General features: G+C 59.1%; 16 protein-coding genes. 8 read left to right on the forward strand and 8 right to left on the reverse strand.

Annotated elements, in window-relative coordinates:
- The first annotated feature begins 86 nt into the window (after window positions 1–86).
- From ACZ6WW_RS03295 to ACZ6WW_RS03305, 3 genes are read left to right on the forward strand one after another with little or no spacing between them, the layout of a single operon-like run.
- Entirely contained in the window at window positions 87–2,042 is a 1,956-nt protein-coding gene (locus ACZ6WW_RS03295) for a rhamnan synthesis F family protein (RefSeq protein ID WP_465272944.1), read from the forward strand.
- Window positions 2,043–2,098: 56 nt separating this feature from the next.
- The gene (locus tag ACZ6WW_RS03300) at window positions 2,099–4,051 is read left to right on the forward strand and encodes a rhamnan synthesis F family protein (protein ID WP_465272945.1); all 1,953 of its coding nucleotides are present in this window, start codon (window positions 2,099–2,101) and stop codon (window positions 4,049–4,051) included.
- 24 nt (window positions 4,052–4,075) lie between these two features.
- Entirely contained in the window at window positions 4,076–5,128 is a 1,053-nt protein-coding gene (locus ACZ6WW_RS03305) for an NAD-dependent epimerase/dehydratase family protein (RefSeq protein WP_465272946.1), read from the forward strand.
- Window positions 5,129–5,179: 51 nt separating this feature from the next.
- On the opposite strand, the gene ACZ6WW_RS03310 is transcribed toward ACZ6WW_RS03305, so the two are convergent.
- The 4 genes from ACZ6WW_RS03310 to ACZ6WW_RS03325 are packed head-to-tail and all read right to left on the reverse strand — an operon-like array spanning window position 5,180 to window position 9,925.
- A complete protein-coding gene (locus ACZ6WW_RS03310; protein WP_465272947.1) occupies window positions 5,180–6,490 on the reverse strand; it encodes a sulfotransferase family protein in 1,311 nt (436 codons plus the stop codon).
- Window positions 6,477–7,892 (reverse strand): ABC transporter ATP-binding protein, encoded by a 1,416-nt coding sequence (locus ACZ6WW_RS03315; RefSeq protein ID WP_465272948.1) that lies wholly within the window; start codon window positions 7,890–7,892, stop codon window positions 6,477–6,479. Before ACZ6WW_RS03315 ends, ACZ6WW_RS03310 begins: the two co-directional genes overlap by 14 nt.
- Window positions 7,882–8,712, reverse strand: coding sequence for an ABC transporter permease (locus ACZ6WW_RS03320; RefSeq protein WP_465272949.1), 831 nt, complete (start codon window positions 8,710–8,712; stop codon window positions 7,882–7,884). Before ACZ6WW_RS03320 ends, ACZ6WW_RS03315 begins: the two co-directional genes overlap by 11 nt.
- Window positions 8,713–8,755: 43 nt before the next feature.
- Window positions 8,756–9,925, reverse strand: coding sequence for a trans-sulfuration enzyme family protein (locus ACZ6WW_RS03325; protein ID WP_465272950.1), 1,170 nt, complete (start codon window positions 9,923–9,925; stop codon window positions 8,756–8,758).
- 239 nt (window positions 9,926–10,164) lie between these two features.
- Between ACZ6WW_RS03325 and rfbB the strand changes: the two genes are divergently transcribed.
- Genes rfbB through ACZ6WW_RS03350 form a run of 5 tightly spaced genes read left to right on the forward strand, consistent with a single transcriptional unit; the run spans window position 10,165 to window position 14,995 of the window.
- Window positions 10,165–11,214 carry a dTDP-glucose 4,6-dehydratase gene (gene rfbB / locus ACZ6WW_RS03330; RefSeq protein WP_465272951.1) on the forward strand — a complete coding sequence of 350 codons (1,050 nt, stop codon included), beginning with the start codon at window positions 10,165–10,167 and terminating at the stop codon, window positions 11,212–11,214.
- Complete coding sequence (gene rfbA / locus ACZ6WW_RS03335) at window positions 11,211–12,095, forward strand: glucose-1-phosphate thymidylyltransferase RfbA (protein ID WP_465272952.1); 885 nt, start codon at window positions 11,211–11,213, stop codon at window positions 12,093–12,095. The genes rfbB and rfbA overlap by 4 nt, the downstream gene beginning before the upstream one ends.
- Entirely contained in the window at window positions 12,092–12,649 is a 558-nt protein-coding gene (gene rfbC / locus ACZ6WW_RS03340) for a dTDP-4-dehydrorhamnose 3,5-epimerase (RefSeq protein ID WP_465272953.1), read from the forward strand. Before rfbA ends, rfbC begins: the two co-directional genes overlap by 4 nt.
- Window positions 12,646–13,575: a dTDP-4-dehydrorhamnose reductase gene (rfbD, locus tag ACZ6WW_RS03345; RefSeq protein ID WP_465272954.1), complete on the forward strand. Its 930-nt coding sequence runs from the start codon at window positions 12,646–12,648 to the stop codon at window positions 13,573–13,575. Before rfbC ends, rfbD begins: the two co-directional genes overlap by 4 nt.
- A 7-nt stretch (window positions 13,576–13,582) precedes the next feature.
- Window positions 13,583–14,995, forward strand: a complete 1,413-nt coding sequence (locus tag ACZ6WW_RS03350; RefSeq protein WP_465272955.1) for a mannose-1-phosphate guanylyltransferase/mannose-6-phosphate isomerase — start codon at window positions 13,583–13,585, stop codon at window positions 14,993–14,995.
- A gap of 30 nt (window positions 14,996–15,025) precedes the next feature.
- Here the strand turns inward: ACZ6WW_RS03350 and ACZ6WW_RS03355 are convergent, their stop codons facing one another.
- From ACZ6WW_RS03355 to glmS, 4 genes are all read right to left on the reverse strand, one after another.
- Window positions 15,026–16,369, reverse strand: coding sequence for a phosphohexomutase domain-containing protein (locus tag ACZ6WW_RS03355; RefSeq protein WP_465272956.1), 1,344 nt, complete (start codon window positions 16,367–16,369; stop codon window positions 15,026–15,028).
- Between the two features lie 121 nt (window positions 16,370–16,490).
- A complete protein-coding gene (locus tag ACZ6WW_RS03360) occupies window positions 16,491–17,297 on the reverse strand; it encodes an ABC transporter ATP-binding protein (protein ID WP_465272957.1) in 807 nt (268 codons plus the stop codon).
- A 13-nt stretch (window positions 17,298–17,310) separates the two neighbouring features.
- Entirely contained in the window at window positions 17,311–18,111 is an 801-nt protein-coding gene (locus ACZ6WW_RS03365; RefSeq protein ID WP_465272958.1) for an ABC transporter permease, read from the reverse strand.
- A 599-nt stretch (window positions 18,112–18,710) separates the two neighbouring features.
- Window positions 18,711–20,540, reverse strand: coding sequence for a glutamine--fructose-6-phosphate transaminase (isomerizing) (gene glmS, locus ACZ6WW_RS03370; protein ID WP_465272959.1), 1,830 nt, complete (start codon window positions 20,538–20,540; stop codon window positions 18,711–18,713).
- Window positions 20,541–20,618: the final 78 nt, after the last annotated feature.

Below are 20,618 nucleotides of genomic sequence, written 5' to 3' on the forward strand. Positions count from 1 at the left end.
GCCCTGGGGATGCATTAAGCCCTCATTTCGAGTGTCATGCAGAAACGCTCCGGGTTCCACGCTGCCGCCGGTTTTGAGGAATAGATATGGCTGAAGGCCAGGCCGATTTGTCGCCATCCATGCGCCGACTTTGCATCTTTTCGTTCCAGGACCGCGACGGCGTGGTCGACGACTATGTAACCTACTTCCTCAAGGAACTGGGTCGCCATGTCGAACGCATCCTGATCTACTCCAACGGCCCCCTGTCGCGCGACTCGGAGATCACCTTGCGCGGCCTTGGCCACGAGGTCTTCGAGCGACCCAGAGCAGTCACCGATGTGCTCGCGTACAAAGATGGCCTCGAACACATCGAGTTCGATCGGGAAGGTCATTACGACGAAGTGCTGATGGTCAACCATACATGCTTTGGTCCCATCTTTCCGTTCGAGGAGTTGTTCTCCACCATGGATGGGCGCGCTTGCGATTTTTGGGGCATCACGGCGAGCCGGGATGCATCAGAGTCGTTGGCCGGCCCCAGTGAAAGCCAACCCTGGGGTTATCTCAATACCCATTTCATCGCAGTTCGCGCAAGTCTGCTTCGCTCCCTGGCGTTCCAGAACTACTGGAAAGCCATGGGAGATTCGTCCAATCACGAGTGGACGGTCGCAAAGCACGAAAAGGTCTTTACCGGATACTTCTCCAGGCTCGGCTATTCCTGCGAGTGCTACCTTGATTGCACCAAGTACGGCACGCGGCAACCGGCCATCTACGATGTCGATGAGACGATCATTGATCGCAGCCCCATCCTGACGCGGAGCGTCGTCGTGGGTGATCCCCGGATGCTTGAACACCATGCCGTGGATCTTTCTCGCGCGCTCAGAATCATCGAGCAGACATCTACATACGATCGGTCGCTGATCTGGAAGAGCGCAGTCCGAACCGCCGAACTGCGCACCCTCAACGCCAATGGCGGCCTTACCAGCGTGCTGCCGGACGTCAGGCTTCATCAGGGCGAGTATCCGCGCGGTCGCGAGCGCATCGCTGTCTGCGCGCATGTCTACTACACGGACATGCTCGATGAGATCTTGTCGCTGACCGATACCATTCCGGGCGAATATGACTTTATCGCCACAACGGAATCGGCCGAGAAGAAACTGGCCATCGAAAACAAGGTCCGTGGCCGAAAAAACGTTGCCAACGTGATCGTGCGAGTCGTGGAGCAGAACCGTGGTCGCGACATGTCCTCGCTGTTCATCACCTGCCGCGACCTGTTCCTCGAAGATCGCTACGACCTCGTATGTCGTCTGCATACCAAGAAGTCGCCGCAGGTGGCGGCCGGCCAAGCCAACAACTTCAAGCGACACCTGTTCGAGAACCTGCTGAACAGCCCGGGCTACACGGCCAACGTGCTGGACATGTTCCAGGACAACCCGTGGATCGGTGTGGCGGCGCCTCCTCTTGTCCACATCGGCTATCCCACCATGGGTCACGTGTGGTTTACCAACCGCGCGCGCGCCGACGAGCTCGCCCGCATGTTGGGACTGAGGGTCACCATGGACAGGGATACGTCCGTAGGAGCCTTCGGCACGATGTTCTGGTTCCGGCCCAAGGCACTCAAGCCGCTCTTTGAACATAGGTGGCAATGGTCGGATTTCAACGCCGAACCGCATCACGTGGACGGCGGGCTGGCCCATGTACTGGAGCGCCTGATCTGCTACGTGGCGCAGAGCGAAGGCTATATCACGCAACAGATCATCAGCTCGCACCTCGCATCGCGCAATTACGCGATGCTCGAATACAAGCTGCAGCGCCTGGCTGCGTCGCTGCCTAACGGCGATTTCAGCCAGCAAGTCGACATCCTCGACGCGTGGAAGCGCGCCGGATTTCGCGACCCGGTCCAGACTGCCCCCGAGATGTTCACGATCGCTACGTCGCAGCGACCAACGATCAGGCAAGCGTCGCGCGAGGTGGTGCTGGCTATGAAACGATCGCTTGCGCATCGGTCGCCCGGTGTAACCCGGCTCCTGCGCCCCGCTTATCGCGGCCTGACCGGAAAGAAATGACGGTCCGCTCTCGACCTCCCCTTTCGGACACCTGGCTACCCGCGAACAGATGACCCATGCCCAGTAACGAAAAAACACCGATTCCCATGGCGCCCATCATGCGCCGGCTCTGTATTTTTTCCTTCTATGACGCCGATGGCGTCGTGGACGACTATGTTGTCCATTTTTTGCGGGACATGGGCCGCCACGTCGAGCGCATCCTGTTCTACTCCAACGGGCCGCTGACACGCGACGCAGAGACTGCCTTGCATGGCCTGGTGCACGAAATAATCCTTCGACCCAACGAAGGCTTCGACGTACTGCCCTACAAAGAGGGTTTGCAGCACATCGATTTCAACCGCGATGGCCTGTACGACGAAGTATTGATGGTGAACCATACGTGCTATGGGCCCATTTTTCCGTTCGAGGAAATGTTCTCGGACATGTCACGGCGCACCTGCGATTTCTGGGGCGTCACCGCGCACATGGAGATGACGCCGAACCCGTTCACGGGCACCGGCACACTCCCCTATCACCTCAACTCCAACTTCATCGTGGTACGCAAGGACATGCTGCGCTCGCAGTCCTTTCGCCACTATTGGGAAAAACTCGGCGGCAGTCTCACGTACGAAACTGCCGTGCAGAGTCACGAGACCGTCTTCACGCAGCACTTCACCAAGCTTGGCTACGTATGCGAGTGCTATCTCGATTGCACGAAATATGGCTCGCACTATCCAGCTTTCATCGATATCGATGAAACCATTGCCGATCGAAGTCCTCTGCTGAAGCGGCGACCGTTTTTCCACGATCCACGTTTCCTCGAGCACTATAACGTCGACCTTCCGCGGGCCATCGGCCTCGTCGAGAAGACGTCGGACTACGATCGCTCGATGATCTGGAAGAACATCGTCCGTTCCTCGGAACTGCGTACGCTCAACACCAATGCCGCGCTTACGAGCGTGCTGCCTGATGTCCGGCTGAAGCAGACTGCGCCAGCCCCGTCATTGCGCGTCGCCTTGTGCGTGCACTTGTTCTATACGGACATGCTGGAGGAGATACTCGCCCTCGGCGACACCGTGCCGGTACCCTACGACTTCATCGCTACGACCGAAAGCGAAGAGAAGAAACAGCTCATCGAGGCTGAAGCGCGAAAGCGCAGCAATATCGCCCATGTCATCGTGCGCGTAGTGGAGCAAAACCGCGGACGCGACATGTCGTCCCTGCTCATCACCTGTCGCGACCTGTTCCTTGAAGATCGCTACGACCTGGTATGCCGCCTGCATACCAAGAAGACACCGCACCTTACCTCCAGCCGAGCCGGCGGCTTCAAGCGACACATGTTCGAGAACCTGTTGAACAGTCCTGGCTACACAGCCAATGTGCTTGACCTGTTCCAGGACCAACCATGGATTGGTGTCGCCGTGCCCCCGATCATCCACATCTCATACGGCACGCTCGGCCACGCCTGGTATACGAACAAGGGGCGCGCCGAAGAGATCGCACGCCAACTGGATCTGAACGTCCGTCTCGACCCCGACACGCCCGTCGGCGCGTTCGGTGGCATGTATTGGTTCCGCCCCAAGGCCCTGCGCAAGTTGTTCGCGCACCCATGGAAATGGACCGATTTCGATCCCGAGCCCTATCCGCTCGACGGAACCCTGGGCCACGCGCTGGAGCGCCTCATCACTTACGTGGCGCAAGACGCTCGCTACACCACGCAGCAGATCATCTGCTCGCATCTGGCCAGCGTGAATTACGCCATGCTCGAATACAAACTGCAGCGCCTGTCGGCGTTGTTGCCCAATGGCGAGTTCAACTCGCAGGCGCACATCCTCGACGAGTGGAAGCGGGCGGGCTATCGGGCGATGCACATGCCGGACTCGGCCAGGCAGCCGCTCGCGCTTGGCCAGGCGATCGGCGAGTTGAGCTTTGCCATCAAACGTTCCCTCGCCCATCGGGTGCCACGCCTTACCCGTGCTCTGCAGTTGTTCAAGCGCGCAGTTACTGGCAAACCCACCGGTGCGCCATGAAAATCGTTCTGAGGAGTCATGCACGTGTCTAAAACCTGCCTGGTCACTGGCGGCGCCGGTTTCATCGGTTGCGCTATTTCCCCTTTGCTTGCGGCGCATTTCGATCGCATCGTAGCTATCGACAATATGCACCCGCAAATCCATCCCACCTCCACACGCCCAGCGGCGCTGCATGAAAAGGTGGAGCTGGTGGTGGGTGACGTGGCCCAGCGCGAAACATGGGACGCCCTGCTGCCCGGTGTGAAGCCCGATGTCGTGATCCATCTCGCCGCCGAGACAGGCACCGGCCAGTCGCTGACGGAAGGCTCCCGCCACGCCAATGTCAATGTGGTCGGCACGACTCAGATGCTTGATGCCTTTGTGCGTCACGACGCCATTCCCAAGCGTGTCGTGCTCACGTCCAGTCGCGCCGTTTATGGTGAAGGTGCGTGGCAGGATACGGAGGGCCGGATCAGCTACCCCGGCCAGCGTTCGCGCGCCCAGCTGGAAGCCAAGCAGTGGGATTTCCCCGGCCTCACGTGCCTGCCCTTCGAGGCAACGCGCACCGAGCCTCGTCCAACCAGCATCTACGGTTCTACCAAATATGCCCAGGAACTGATCCTGAAGGCATGGGCCCTATCGTTCGACGTCGAGGTGGGCCTGCTGCGCCTTCAGAACGTCTATGGCCCGGGCCAGTCGCTAAGCAATCCGTACACCGGCATCGTGTCGCTATTTGCACAGTTGGCCAAGGCGGGCAAAGTCATTCCGCTTTACGAAGATGGGGAGATCGTTCGCGATTTCGTATTCATCGACGATGTCGCCAGGGCTGTCCTGCGAATCGCTACGGGCATCATCCCTTCCGCTGATGCCTATGACATCGGTTGTGGCAGCGGCACGACGATTCGCGAGCTGGCTGAAATCATCGCGTCGATCTATGGCGCACCGGCTCCCGTTGTTAATGGCGCCTATCGCAATGGCGATGTGCGGGCGGCATCGGCGGACATTTCGCGCAGCCGAAAGGCATTGAGCTGGGAACCCGAGTGGGACGTCCGCAAGGGCGTCACCACATTGTGCGGCTGGATTGACGGCCAACTGTAATTGGACCACCGGCGCGGCGCGCTCATCGCGCGCCGCGCACCAAGCCGACCGTTACCGGCCGCCTTTCTGCTGCAAGGTTTTACGCTTGGTCGTAACTTCCCAGAAGCGGCGAACTAGCCAGCGACGACTGAATGTCAATTCGACTGTATCGGAAAGACTCTTATCGAGTTCGATACAACGCTGGGACAATGCTTCGCTCGTCTTCGCCTGCACTCCCTGCCTGGCCGAAAGATCCGCAGCCATTCCCCTCACAGCCTCAAGCGCGCCTTCCAGCTCCTGGAGCCGGACATCACGCTCGGCAACGGCCCGCTCGAGTTGTTCTATGTGCGCCTGCCGTTGCGCCGCGACACCGATGATTTCATGGTGTTGTGTGGCCAGCAGCTGCAGATGATTGCTTCGCTCCGTAGCCAAGCTTGCGACGGACTGCCATTCCCGCTCCAGCAAGTGAATATGGTTGATGCGCTCCAATGCGATCCGATCAAGCTCATGCTTCTGCTTGGTAACCTCACGGAACAAATACGCGCTTTCAAGATAGCGAGCATCGAACTGAGCCAACTGCGACCAGTTGGCCCGGCCGGAAATCACATCGAGGCATAGCGCGTAAAGCTTCTGAGGCACTGTCAATGTGGCGGCTGTGGCGCCAGAAGCCTCGTCCTCTGCATGATGATGCCGGTCCTCGGGGGCAAGAAACGAGTCGATCTGGTCACTCGTTTGCTCGGTCAGCGCTGGCCATTGAATGCCAAGCTCCTTGCCAACGCGATCCACGACGGCACGCCAATCAGCAAGGAGCTCGTCATAGCTCGTGATAAGGCGCGGCATGGCACACGTATGGCGAATAGCCTCAAGCGTGTACTGCGTCCACATGAGGTCCGAATGCCCTTCGGCCCACCCCTCTCGCGCATGCAGTGAACGAGCAACTTCCTCGGGCTTACGCACCACGATCAGCGCGGTCGCCCGTACGCCGACACGCTCTAGCGCGGTTACCCAGATCGGCAGCAATCGGCACATACGAGGGTCCTTGACCGCCCACAGCATCTGCCCCTCAAATTCCTCGCGAATGAGCCGCACGATCCGGTCGATGGCTGCATAACTGGCAGGCTGCTCCAGCCAATCTTCAGGCATCTCGCTCACGTCGTGCCAGGTGCGCCCCAGCGCAGCGAGTAGTTCCTCATGAATCTGCACCGCCCTGGCGTTTTCCCAGAAGCCTCTCGCGTTATCCGCCTGGGCTTCCAGGAGATCCACACCCAGCTCGGCGCCAAGCAAGTTCAATACCCGCGTCGTAGCCGATGTTCCGCTGCGATGCATGCCCAGCACGAGGATTACGCTGGCGCCTGTCTTTTGGGATGCCTCACTTGGACTCATGGCTCAACTCCAACTGGTTGTCGACCATCTCAACGTCCGAAAGGACATGAAAGTCTACAAACCCGGTGGCCAATCGACCCGGATCAGGCGGAACACGAAACAATGCCGCATCGATCACACGATCCAGGAACGTCTCCTCCTCATCGACGCGCCCGCGCACACCCGCATTCAGGAAATAGGTCCCCGGGGCCAGCAGGCAGCGGAACCTGAACCTCACTCTGACCGTCGAACCCGCGTTCACTACGTCGATGGCGTCGACCGGAGTCGCTGACGTTGCCCCCCCCAGCTCCACTCCGGAAATGGTCTTGATGAGCATCCCGAACGTTACCGCGACCGCCGTTCGATCAAAACGCACGGTGTAGGCGTAGTAGAACTCGCCACCTGGCTTGAGTACGTTCACCCGCTCGCCGCCGAGCGTCTCGACGTGCGGATCCTCGATCACCGCGCCATGCGTGGCAAAACGAACTGTGCTCTGGGAAACAAGGCCAGGATCGAAGTACGCGCCATCGGCCGTATCTTCAATCGATGCCGGTTCCGGCGAATGACTCGCCGCTACCTGCTCCGGCTGGAGCTTCTCCGATGTCCGTCCTGTCGTCGCGCGCCGGCTCAGCGCAATTTCCTGCTGCAACCTCGCGCGAATGGAAGCGACCATGTTCGCCGGCGCATAAAGCATCTTCTGGTAGCGCGAAATCACATGTTTGGGCGAGCCCATCGCCAGCAGCTCGCCACGATCGAGCAGGATCGCCCGATTGCATAGCTCCAATACCGTACTTGGCGCATGCGACACGAACAGCACCGTGGCGCCGGCGTCGCGGATCTTCTCGATGCGCGCGAAACATTTTCGCTGGAACGCTTCGTCACCCACGGAAAGGGCTTCATCCACCACAAGGATGTCGGGCATGACGTGGATTGCCACGGAAAATGCCAGGCGCACGTACATACCACTGGAATAGCTCTTGACCGGCTGTTCGATGAACTCGCCGATGTCCGCGAACGCTGCAATCTCGTCAAAACGCGCGTCGATCTCCGCACGCGTCAATCCCAGCACGGTACCGTTGAGATAAACGTTCTCGCGTCCAGTGAACTCCGGATTGAAGCCCGCTCCAAGCTCAAGCAGCGCGGCGATGCGACCATTGACCTCAACGGTACCTTCCGATGGTGACAACGTGCCACATACGATCTGCAATAACGTGGATTTGCCCGAACCGTTGCGACCGACGATGGCCACGGTTTCACCACGATGAATCTCGAAATCGATGCCGGTAAGTGCATGGAACTCGCGAAACCAACGGCTCTTGGCCGCTCCAGGCGAGAACATCTGGAACAGGCGATGATGTGGTTTGGCGTAAACAGGAAAGCGCTTGTGCAGTCCCTTTACCCGGATCGAGAACTCAGAGGACATCGGCAAATCCCCGTCGGGACGCGGCGAACGCGCTATATCCCAGGTAGGCCACGCCCACCGAAGCGATCGTATAGAGACCCAAGCCCGACCAATCCGGCAACTGCCCCCACAACGCGACGGCACGAACCTGATCGATGATGAAGGTCAACGGATTGATCTGGAAAATCCATCGTACCTCCGGCGCCACGGCAGATAACGGGACGATAGCCGAAGAGGTAAACAGCAGGGCCGTGGTGAGCACTCCGGTCACCTGCGCGATATCGCGAAAATACACACCAAGCGCTGCCAGTCCCCAGGCAATTCCCAGCGACAGGACGAAAAGCGGGGCAATGACGACCGGAAACAACACGACCGTCCAGCTCAGTTGCCCCGTCAGCGCAAGCTGCAACACGAGGAACGCCAGCAGGTTGGTGAACAGATGGAACAGCGCCGAAAGCGTCATCGGCCAGGGCAATATCTCCAGCGGAAAGATGACCCGCTTCACATAGTTCACATTGCCAACGATCAAGCCTGGCGCACGGTTGATGCACTCGGCAAAAAACGCGTGGGTGATAAGGCCAAGAAACAGGATCAGCGAAAAGCTGCCGTGCTGGTCGCCGGCCTGGGGCCAGCGACTCTTGAGAATGCCTCCAAAGGCAAACGAATAAACCGCCAGCATCAAGAACGGACTGATCAACGACCAGAGCAGACCAAAACTCGCACCACGGTAACGCCCGAGGATCTCGCGCTTGGTCAACTCCACCGTCAGCGAACCATGCCGCGCCAGTGCAGAAAGCGGACTGACTACGAATGCCAGCGGACGTGTCGGGACTGATTGCATAATTTCTCTCGGTGGGATGCACGCCACGAGGCGTGCTCCAACATCAATCCAGTGCGGCAGCGAGTTCAGCCTTGAGGTCGGCAATGTCTTCCACGCCCACCGACAGGCGAATCAGGCTGTCACTGATCCCCAAACGCTTTCGGTTCGCGGGCGGAATGGAGGCGTGGGTCATGATGGCCGGATGTTCGATCAGGCTCTCCACGCCACCCAGCGATTCAGCCAGGGCGAATAGCTTGCAGCGCTCGAGAACCCGCCGGGCCTTTTTCAGGCCGCCATCGACTTCCATGCTGATGATTCCGCCGAAAGCATCCATCTGTCGCTTTGCGAGGGCGTGCTGCGGATGACTTTTCAGTCCCGGATAAATGACCCGCTGCACGCGGGGATGCTTCTCGAGCCACGCCGCCAGCACCATGGCGCTGCTGCAGTGCTCGCGCATGCGCAGATGCAACGTCTTCAACCCGCGCATCGCCAGGAAGGAATCAAAAGGCCCGGCAACCGCTCCTACGGAGTTCTGCAGGAAAGCCATCTGCTGCGCCAGTTCCTTATTGTCGCCAGCCACCACGATGCCACCGACCATATCGGAGTGACCGTTCAGGTATTTGGTGGCCGAGTGCAATACGAGATGCGCTCCGAACTCCAACGGCCGCTGCAGCATCGGCGAGCAGAAGGTGTTGTCCACGACCAGGATCAAACCATGCTTCTTCGCAAACTCGCCCAATTTGGCGAGATCTACGAGCTTGAGCATCGGATTGGTGGGCGTTTCCGCCCAGATCATGCGCGTATTGGGACGCAGAGCCGCTTTTAGCGCACCCACGTCGTTCAGGTCGATAAAGCTGAAATCCAGGCCAGCCGAACGCCGGCGCACCCGTTCGAACAGTCGGTAGGTGCCGCCATAGAGGTCATCCATGGCGATCACGTGGCTACCGCTATCGAGCAGGTCCAGCACGGTACTTGCCGCAGCCAGTCCCGAGCCGAAAGCGAAACCGGCCGTACCGCCCTCCAGTGCGGCAACGCACTGCTCATAGGCCATCCGGGTGGGATTTTGCGTCCGCGAGTACTCGTACCCCTTATGCACCCCGGGGGAGGATTGGACATAGGTCGAGGTGGCGTAGATGGGCGTCATGATGGCGCCGGTGGCCGGGTCCGGGTGCTGCCCGGCGTGGATAGCCAGAGTACCCAGCCCAAGTCCTTTGTTCTGCTTTTTTGCTGCCATAAGTCACCGCCCGTAAGCCTGCCGATAACCACAGGCCGGTTGTCAAAAAGAAGACATCTTACTGGCAAGCTCGACAGCCACGAAATCTGGCGTTCAGGCTCGGTCTAAATCTGAACCAAAGCCGAATTTCAGGGACTTTACGCCCCCGTCACATGACTCGAAGCGAGTGATTTGACGAGTTTTTTCTACTTCCAAAGCATGACAGAATGGGCGGACTGCACCTAGTGAAATAGGGTTTTATGAAGACATTGCTAGTCACCGGCGGAGCCGGCTTTATCGGCGCCAATTTCGTTCTCCAGGCGGTAGCCCAGGGCCATAAGGTCATTAACCTGGACAAGCTCACCTACGCCGGGAACCTCGACACGCTGTCTTCCCTGGAAGGCAATTCCCTGCATGAATTTGCGCAAGGCGACATCGGGGACCGCCAACTGGTGGCTCAATTGCTGGCTACGCATCGCCCCCAGGCCATCGTCAACTTCGCTGCCGAGTCTCACGTGGACCGGTCTATCGACGGCCCTGCCGCCTTCGTCGAAACCAATGTTGTAGGCACGTTGGGGCTGCTTGAGTGCGCGCGCGACTATTGGCGCAGCCTCGACGGCGATGCCGCCACCCATTTCCGGTTTCTGCACGTCTCCACCGATGAAGTTTACGGATCGCTGGGCGCAGAGGGCATGTTCACCGAACAGACCCCTTATGCACCCAACTCCCCCTATTCGGCGTCGAAGGCTGCCTCCGATCACCTGGTGCGCGCGTTCCACCATACCTATGGCCTGCCGACACTGACGACCAATTGCTCGAACAATTACGGTCCGTATCAGTTTCCCGAAAAACTTATACCGCTCATCATTCAAAAGGCACTCGCGGGCGAGGCATTACCCGTCTACGGCGATGGGCGCAATATCCGCGACTGGCTGTTCGTCGGCGACCATTGCTCTGCGATCCAGCGAGTACTCGAAGCGGGCCGGGTGGGTGAGACATACAACGTCGGCGGCAATGCAGAGCGCGAGAATATTCAGGTCGTCAAAGCCATTTGTGCGCTCCTCGACAGCCGTCGCCCTTTGACCGACGGCAGCAAACGCGAGTCGCTGATCACCTTTGTTAAGGACCGCCCAGGGCATGATCGCCGCTACGCGATCGACTCGAGCAAGCTGCAGAACGAGCTGGGCTGGAAGCCGTCGCAGACCTTTGAAAGCGGTATCGAACAGACCGTCGACTGGTATCTGAACCATCAGGCGTGGTCCGATCGAGTTCTCGATGGCAGCTACCGGATGGAGCGACTGGGCACATGACGACCAAGGGCATCATTCTCGCGGGCGGCTCCGGCACGCGCTTGTATCCCATTACCAAGGCCGTGAGCAAACAGCTCCTGCCGGTATACGACAAGCCGATGATCTACTACCCGCTGGCGACGCTGATGCTTGCCGGCATCCGGGATGTCCTGATCATCAACACGCCGCACGAACAGGAGCTTTTCCAGCGCCTCCTGGGCGATGGCAGCCAGTGGGGCATCCGCATCACCTATGCCGTGCAGCCGTCACCGGATGGTCTTGCACAGGCTTTCCTGATCGGCAAGGAGTTCATCGGCAACGATCCCAGCTGCCTGGTGCTTGGTGACAATATTTTTTACGGCGTCGGCTTGACCGAGCGTATGAAGCGCGCGGCTGCGCGAGATCGCGGTGCGACCGTGTTTGGCTACTGGGTCCGCGACCCGGAGCGCTATGGCGTTGCCGAGTTCGACGCAAATGGCAAGGTGATCGGTCTTGAAGAGAAGCCGACCACGCCCAAGTCCAACTACGCCGTTACCGGCCTGTACTTTTACGACAATCGCGCATGTGATTTTGCGGCAGAATTGAAGCCCTCGCCGCGCGGCGAGCTTGAAATCACCGATCTCAACCGTTGCTATCTCGATGATGCCTCGTTGCATCTGGAACAACTGGGCCGCGGCTATGCGTGGCTGGATACCGGTACGCACGAGTCGTTGATGGAGGCGGGCGAATACATCCAGACGATCGAGAACCGGCAGGGCCTCAAGGTTTGCTGCCCGGAAGAGATCGCCTACGTCAACAAGTGGATCGATGCCGAACAGCTTTTGCGCCTGGCCGAACCACTCGCGAAAACTGGTTATGGCCAGTATCTACAGAACCTGATCAAGCAAGGCTACGTCGGATGAAGTTTATTGAAACATCGTTGCCGGGCTGCGTAGTTATCGAGCCGCAGGTATTCGGCGATGCACGTGGCTTTTTCTACGAGAGCTACAACGAGGCAAAATACCGCGAGGCCGGCATCGACCGCCGCTTCGTGCAGTCCAATGTCTCCCGTTCGGCGCGCGGCGTGCTGCGTGGCCTGCACTATCAATGGCCGCATCCTCAGGGCAAGCTGGTCAGTGTGCTTGAGGGCGAGGTTTACGACGTTGCCGTCGACATCCGACACGGCTCTCCGACGTTCGGAAAGTGGGCGGGCGTCATGCTCACTGCGGAAAACCACCGGCATTTCTGGATACCCGAGGGTTTTGCCCACGGATTCTGCGTCGTCTCCGAGCACGCCACGTTTTCCTACCAGTGCACCGATCTTTACAACCGGGAAGCCGACGGCGGCATTCGCTGGGATGATCCCGCAATCGGGATCGACTGGCCGATTTCCTCGCCCCTGCTTTCCGAAAAAGACGCCAAAGCGCCGTTGCTGGCCGAAGTGGCGGAAGACCGGTTGCCGGAGTATCGGAAGTGAGGATCCTCCTGCTTGGAGCCAATGGCCAATTGGGTCAGACCTTCCTCATGGACGGCGGTCTGGCTGCGCGTGGCGAACTGATTTCGGCAAGCCGTGACGGCACCCTGGTTCAGCCGGGGCATGGTGCCGTCGGAGACCTGTCTGATCTGGCTGCACTGAAAAGCCTGCTAGACGCAGAGCGACCGGCCATCATTGTCAATGCCGCTGCCTACACTGCCGTCGATAAGGCCGAGCAGGAAACCGAAGCCGCTGATCGGATCAACGGCGAGGCACTGGGTGTCATCGGACGTTGGGCCAAAGCGCATGATGCGCTCGTAGTGCACTACTCCACAGACTATGTGTTCAGTGGCGACGCCGATAAACCTTATCCGCCATCTTCGCCCACCGCGCCGCAAGGCGCTTACGGTCGCAGCAAGCTACGGGGCGAGGAAGCACTGCGCAACAGCGGCGCCTCGCATATGATCTTCCGCACCGCCTGGGTCTATTCCCCGGTGGGCCACAATTTTCTGCGCACCATGCTTCGCCTGGGCGCGGAGCGCGATGAACTGCGTGTCGTGGCCGATCAACGCGGCACGCCAACGACGACTTCGCTCATCGTGGCCGGCACACTTGCCGCGCTGGACAAATATCTTGCGGCATCCGGCGACGAACAAAAGGTGCTCGAAGGCACGTTTCACCTGACTGCCAACGGTGAAACCACCTGGCACGGATTTGCCGAAGCGATCTTTGCGGAGGCGACGACCGCTGGGCTGCTCGTCAAGGCGCCCATCGTCCATGCCATCGGAAGTGCCGAGTTTCCGACCCCTGCCAAGCGTCCGAGCTATTCGGTTCTCGACAACACCAGTTTCAGCCATACCTTCGGTCACGCGCTGAAGGACTGGCGCGAAGGACTCCGCGAAACCGTGCGCACGCTTTCCAAGCAGTGAGACATTCATGCTGATCCCACTTATTCTCAGCGGCGGCAGCGGCACCCGGCTCTGGCCGGTGTCGCGTAAAAACCTCCCGAAGCAGTTCCTTTCGCTGACGGGACACGAAACGCTGTTCCAACAGACGGTGACACGCACCAGTCTTCTGCCTGATGTGGGTGCACCTATCGTCGTCGCCAGTGACGATCATCGCTTTCTGGCTGCCGAACAACTGCAAGAGCTGCGCATCAGTCAGGCAAGCATCTTGCTGGAGCCGGTCGCTCGCAATACCGCGCCTGCGATCGCAGTCGGCGCACTTTGCGCTATGGAGCGCTCACCCGATGCCGTTGTACTCGTGCTGCCCGCCGATCATCTGATTGCCGATACCGACGCTTTCACAGCGGCTGTCGCGCAGGCGCGCATATTGGCCGATCAGGACTGGCTCGTTACCTTCGGTATCAAGCCGGATCGCGCGGAGACCGGTTTTGGCTACATACAACGCGGCGAGGCACTTGGACAACACGCCTATCGCGTCAATCAATTTGTAGAAAAGCCGACGCTCCCGGTTGCCGAGAGCTACCTGGCGCAAGGCACCTACGATTGGAACTCCGGCATGTTCATGTTCCGGGCTTCGCGCTATCTCGAAGAACTCGGCATACACGCGCCCGCCATGCTCGAAGCAGCTCGCGCAGCCTACGCCAAGGCCAAGATCGATCTGGACTTCATAAGGCTGGATGCCGAGGCTTTCGCAACGTCGCCGAACAACTCGATCGACTATGCGGTCATGGAGAAAACCACTCATGCCGCTGTCGTGCCGGTCAGCTGCGGCTGGAGCGACATCGGCTCGTGGGACGCATTGTGGCTCGCTGCCGACAGAGACAGTGATGGTAATCGCCTGGAAGGCGACATCATTACCCTGGACACCAGCAACTCACTGGTCCGCTCACATCCTCGCCATCTCGTTGCCACCATCGGGCTGGACAACGTCGTCGTGGTCACCACACCCGATGCCACGCTGGTCGCGCGACGCGATGCGTCACAAGACGTAAAGAAAATCGTCGATGCGCTGAAATCCGCGGATCGGACCGAGCATGATTTGCACCGTGTCGTGCGCCGCCCATGGGGGAGTTACGACTCGCTGGAAAGCGGAGACCGATTCCAGGTGAAGCGCCTCGTCGTGAAGCCTGGCGCCGCGCTTAGTCTGCAAATGCACCATCACCGTGCGGAGCACTGGATCGTGGTGAAGGGTGTCGCGGAAGTCACCTGCGATGACAAAGTTTTCCTGCTCGCCGAAAACCAAAGCACTTACCTGCCCCTGGGCAGCAAGCACCGTTTGCGAAATCCGGGCAAGGTGCCGGTGGAATTGATCGAGGTCCAATCCGGCAGTTACCTGGGCGAGGACGACATCGTTCGATTCGACGACGTGTACGGCAGGGCCTGAATAAAAAAGGAGCCTTGCGGCTCCTTTTTTTTATTCCTTGATCAGCTTGGAGAGCTCCGCAGTCTTCTCGCGCATGAGAGATTCATCACCACGCGATTCGACATTCAGGCGAAGCAACGGCTCCGTATTGGACGCCCGAAGATTGAAGCGCCAGTTGGCAAACGTAACGCTGAGGCCATCGACACGATCGATCCGCGGTTGCTGCGCAACATAAAATTCGAGCACCCGGGCCACCGTCGCGCCAGCATCCTGAACGACGAAGTTGATCTCGCCGCTGCATGGATAAGCCGCCATGCGTTCGGCCAACATAGCGGCCAGGCTCACGCCCGTATGGGAGATGCGTTCGGCGACAAGCAACCAGGGAATCATTCCCGAGTCGCAATAGGCAAAATCGCGAAAATAGTGATGCGCGCTCATCTCGCCGCCGTAGATGGCGTCCTCCAGACGCATACGCTCCTTGATGAACGCGTGCCCGGTCTTGCTTTCGACAGGTACACCGCCTGCAGCTTCAACCATCTCGACCGTATTCCAGGTCAATCGCGGGTCGTGGATGATCCTGGCGCCCGCGTGCTTCTCCAATAGCTGAGCAGCAAGCAAACCTACGATGTAATAGCCTTCGATGAAATTTCCCTTGGCATCAAAGAAAAAGCATCGATCGAAATCGCCGTCCCAGGCGATACCGAAATCGGCCTCATGTGCGATCACCGCATCTGCCGTGGCCTGTCGATTTTCGGGCAAAAGCGGGTTGGGAATGCCGTTGGGAAAGCTGCCGTCCGGCTCATGGTTCACTCGGACGAACTCAAAAGGCACATGCTCGGCGAGCAGATCGACAATCGCGCCCGCGCCACCGTTACCTGCATTGACGACAATCTTCAGCGGGCGTAGCGCCGACACATCGATATAGCCAAGCAGATGGCTTATATAGGCCGACTTGTCGTGATCGAGGATCACCGTTCCGCGATCCATCACAGGGGAGCCAAAGGCGCCTTCTTCCACCATGCGCTCGATGTCACGCAACCCCGTATCGCCACTTATCGGGCGAGCGCCTTCGCGGACAAGCTTCATGCCGTTGTAGTCGATCGGGTTGTGACTCGCTGTCACCATGACCCCGCCGGCAGCATGTCGATGAAATGTCTGGAAATAGGACTCCTCGGTGCCACCAAGGCCTATATCGATGACGTCGCGGCCTTCGTCGTTGAGACCGCGTGCGACCGCTCGCGCAAAGGAAGGGCTATCGCGACGAATGTCGTATCCAACCACCACCGGACCCTCTCCGACCGTGCGCGCAAAAGCGCGCCCCAATCGATAGGCGATGTCTTCGTTCAATTCGTCAGGGACGCGGCCACGAATATCATAGGCCTTGAAACACTTCATGGAAGCGTATCTCGTTGGTCGGGCCGCTCATTCTGGCCGAGCCCCCCTGAATCCTCAACGGGTCCCTGATAAGGGGCGATCCAGATCCGGTGCAGTCATTCCAACCCGCAGCACGCCGCCACTAGGCCGCATGGAGCGCATGAGGCACGACCCCGAAGTAGGCGTCCGTCACCGTCTGGGCATCGCCCATCATGCGAATCTTCCCGTGCTCCAGCCAGATGACGCGATTGCATGTGTTCATGATGAGCTCTCGGGAGTGCGACGCAAGCACGAGAATCTTGGTCGCCTCGACCATGCTGGCCAGTCGCGCTTCCGCACGATGCTTGAATCCCTCGTCGCCCACGGAAAGCCATTCGTCCATCAGCAGAATCTCGGGACGCAGGATGGTCGATACAGCAAAGACAAGGCGCATATGCATACCCGTCGAATAGGTACGCAACGGCATATCGATGAAATCGCCGAGCTCGGAGAACTCAATAATCTCGTCGATATGCTGTTTCATGCTTGCTCGCGTGATGCCAAGCAGCGCGCCACGTGTATAAATATTCTCGCGCCCGGTCGCTTCATGATCGATACCGAGCGAGATATCGATAAGCGAACCGACTTTTCCCTGGATACGCGCACTCCCAGCCGAGGGTTCATACACCCCACTGAGCATTCGCAACAAGGTGCTTTTACCTGCGCCGTTATGGCCAAGCAACCCGACCCTGTCACCATCGCGCAAGGTAAACGTCAGGTTTTCGAGCGCGCGTACGACGACACGACCGCGATCATCAGAACCGATCTGCCCGCCCGTCGCCACCTGCAGGAGTTGCTTTTTCAACGAACGCCCTGTGGCGTTGTATATCGCAAACTCGACGGTCGCGTTTTCAAATTCTATGAGTGCCATGGGATCACTTCGGTCAATGCAGAATGGTTGGGATGACATGCGTCTTCGATCGTTACAACCAGTAAGCGATGCGTCGCCGAAAGCGGCCATAGAAGAGCAGAGCCGCCGCCCAGCCAATGGCTGACAACAACCCTGATACGGCCCAGTTCATCGCAGTCGGCGCGTGGCCAACCAGCGGAGCGCGAACGATTTCCAACAAGTGATAAGCCGGATTGAAGTCCAGCAAATAGGCGAACACGTTCGCTGGCAGGCTCTTTGGCAACCACATGATGGGCGTCAGATAAAATACGACCTGCAAGACGCTGCCTACCATCTGGGGCAAGTCACGAAAACGCGCGCACGCCACGCCCAGGATCAGCGCTATCCACAGAAGGTTCATCACCAGCAAGGCAAAGCCGACGACGGAAACGAATATGATGGGATGAACGGCCTTGCCGACGGCAATAAACACGATCGGCAATATCACCAGATTGTGGCCAAGAATGATCACGTTGCGCCACGTCATGCGAAGCACGTGAACGAACAGCGGAATGGGCAGCTGCCTGATGATCGCGTCAGAGGCAATGAAGCTGACACACCCTTCATTGATGACCGTCGATATGAAGCCCCACAAGATGATGCCGCTCGCCAACGAAGGCAGAAACTCTGTCATCGGACTATGAAAGAGCGAGCCGAAGACGATTCCGATCGTCGCGATCATCACCCCCATGCTGATCGTCAGCCATAGCGGCCCAAGGGCAGACCTTCGATAACGCTGACGAACGTCCTGCCAACCGAGAATGCCGACAAGCGGCATGCGCCGAGTTGCTGCCGCGATGTCAGACATCGCAGCTACGGTTGAATACTTGAGCATGGATTCAGGAAATCCGAATAGAGTTGTTAAAGATCCGATCAGCGTGAGACGCATTCATCGAAGTGACATTATTGATCATGATCATGACCCTTTTACAAAAGGACCCTTGCAGGCAACTTGCGAACCATCGGCTTGCTTCACCGTCAGGACGCCATAGAGAACAAAGACGTTTGACGACGCTCCGATTGAAATACCGCAGTAAAATTCTCCAAAGACGGCTTCACGCAAGCTTCGTACGAGCCCTGTCGTTGTATAGGATCAATAGTTTGATACCCACAGAACTGATGCGATAAACGCCATACCTCTTGCCCCAAGCGAGCAATGGGCACGCGTATCAAGTCTATTGACCGGAGTTCGGCGCGGTGCTGCGCCCTTGAATGCCAGTCCTGAGGAAGGGACCAGCATGCCTGCAAGGCAAGCCAATAGAAGGCATGGGTGCCGGGCATACGCGAAGCACGGCAACGTCTGATCGTCGACCAGTTGCGCCATCGGCAGGCCGCGCTAATAGAGACGGGTCTGCCGGACCGCATCACCTACATGTGCGTTCGGCCTGCGAAAGGCCTCGAAATCTCAGCAGGCTTGGCGATCAGCTGAACCAGCTATTCCACTGTCACCGATTTGGCCAGGTTACGCGGCTGGTCGACATCCGTTCCGCGCAAAACCGCCACGTGATAAGCCAGCAACTGCAACGGCACCGTGAAGACAGCAGGCGCAACGAAGTCGCCGCCGCCATCGAGGCGAAGCATCGCACCACGGCTTACGCCCTCGTCCATCACGGCATGGGAATCGGCAAAGACCAGTAGCTCGCCACCACGTGCACGGACTTCCTGCAGATTGGACTTGAGCTTGTCGAGCAATGGACCGCTGGGCGCCACCGCGATGACGGGCATGTCTTCGTCGACCAAGGCCAGGGGGCCGTGCTTCAGCTCGCCCGCCGGATAGGCTTCGGCGTGGATATAGGAGATTTCCTTGAGCTTGAGCGATCCTTCCAACGCCACCGGATATTGCGCACCACGGCCGAGGAACAGCGCGTGCTGGCGGTGCATAAGGTGTTCGGCCAGCTCGACGATTTTCGGCTCGAGCTTCAGCGCCTCTTCGATCAGGCGGGGCAAGCGCTGCAATTGCGTGCAGAGATCGGTGTAGCGCGCGTTATCCAGACCGCGGTGGCGCGCCAGCTGCAAGGTGAGCAACGCCAATGCCGCCAGCTGCGTGGTGAACGCCTTGGTCGACGCTACGCCGATTTCCGGGCCTGCACGCGTCATCAACTTGAGATCGGACTCGCGCACAACTGACGACTCGGGCACGTTGCAGATCGCCAATGTCCCAAGGTAGCCGCGGCGGCGCGACTCGCGCATCGCGGCCAGTGTGTCGGCGGTTTCGCCGGATTGGGAAATGGCGACGAACAACGTGTCGTTGGAGACGACAGCTTCGCGGTAGCGGTACTCGCTGGCAACTTCGACGTTTACCGGCAGGCGGGCGTAGTCTTCGATCCAGTACTTGGCCACCATGCCGGCGTGATAGCTGGTACCGCAGGCGATGATGTGCACCGCCTTGACCTTGGCCAGCAATTCATCGCCACCGACGCCGAAGATATTCGGCAGCACGCCGTGCGGCCCGATGCGCGCCTCCAGCGTGTCACCCACCGCGCGCGGCTGCTCGAAGATTTCCTTCTGCATGTAGTGGCGATACTCACCGCGTTCGACAGCATCGGCGGAGATTTCGCTCTCGTGCTGCGCGCGTTCGACCAGCGCACCATCGAGGCCATAGATCTGCATGCTGTCGCGGGTGATATCGACGACGTCATCTTCGTCGAGATAGACGATCTTGTTGGTGACCTGGATCAAGGCCTGCGCATCGGAACCGAGAAAGTTTTCGCCGATGCCCACACCGACCAGCAAGGGTGCGCCACGACGCGCGCCGACGACGCGGCCGGGTTCGTCGCGGCTGATCACGGCGATCGCGTAGGCGCCTTCCAGATTGCGCACCGTCGCGATCACGGCCTCGCGCAGGCTCAAGCCATCCTTCAGGCGCGCTTCCACCAGCGCCGCCATGACTTCGGTGTCGGTCTCGGATGTGAATACATGACCGCCCTTGCGCAGATCTTCACGCAATTGGGCGTAGTTTTCGATGATGCCGTTGTGTACCAGCGCAACGCGGCCGGCCACATGCGGATGTGCGTTCGCTTCGTTCGGTACGCCATGGGTGGCCCAGCGCGTATGCGCGATACCGGTACCGCCAGGGAACGGATCGGCCTGATACAGCGCCTCCATTTCACGCACCTTGCCCTTGGCGCGGACGCGCTGAATCTGTCCGTCTTCAAGGACGGCGATGCCCGCCGAGTCATAACCACGGTATTCGAGAGCCTTCAGGCCCGCGATCAACAACGGGGCAACATCACGCTGGGCGGCGGCCGCGACGATTCCACACATGGGCAGTAATCCTTGCAATAACAGACCGCCACTTTCGCGGCGATCCATTTCAACAGACTTTCGCCACACCCAGACTAG

This window comes from Dyella sp. NPDC103356 (genome assembly GCF_055584465.1).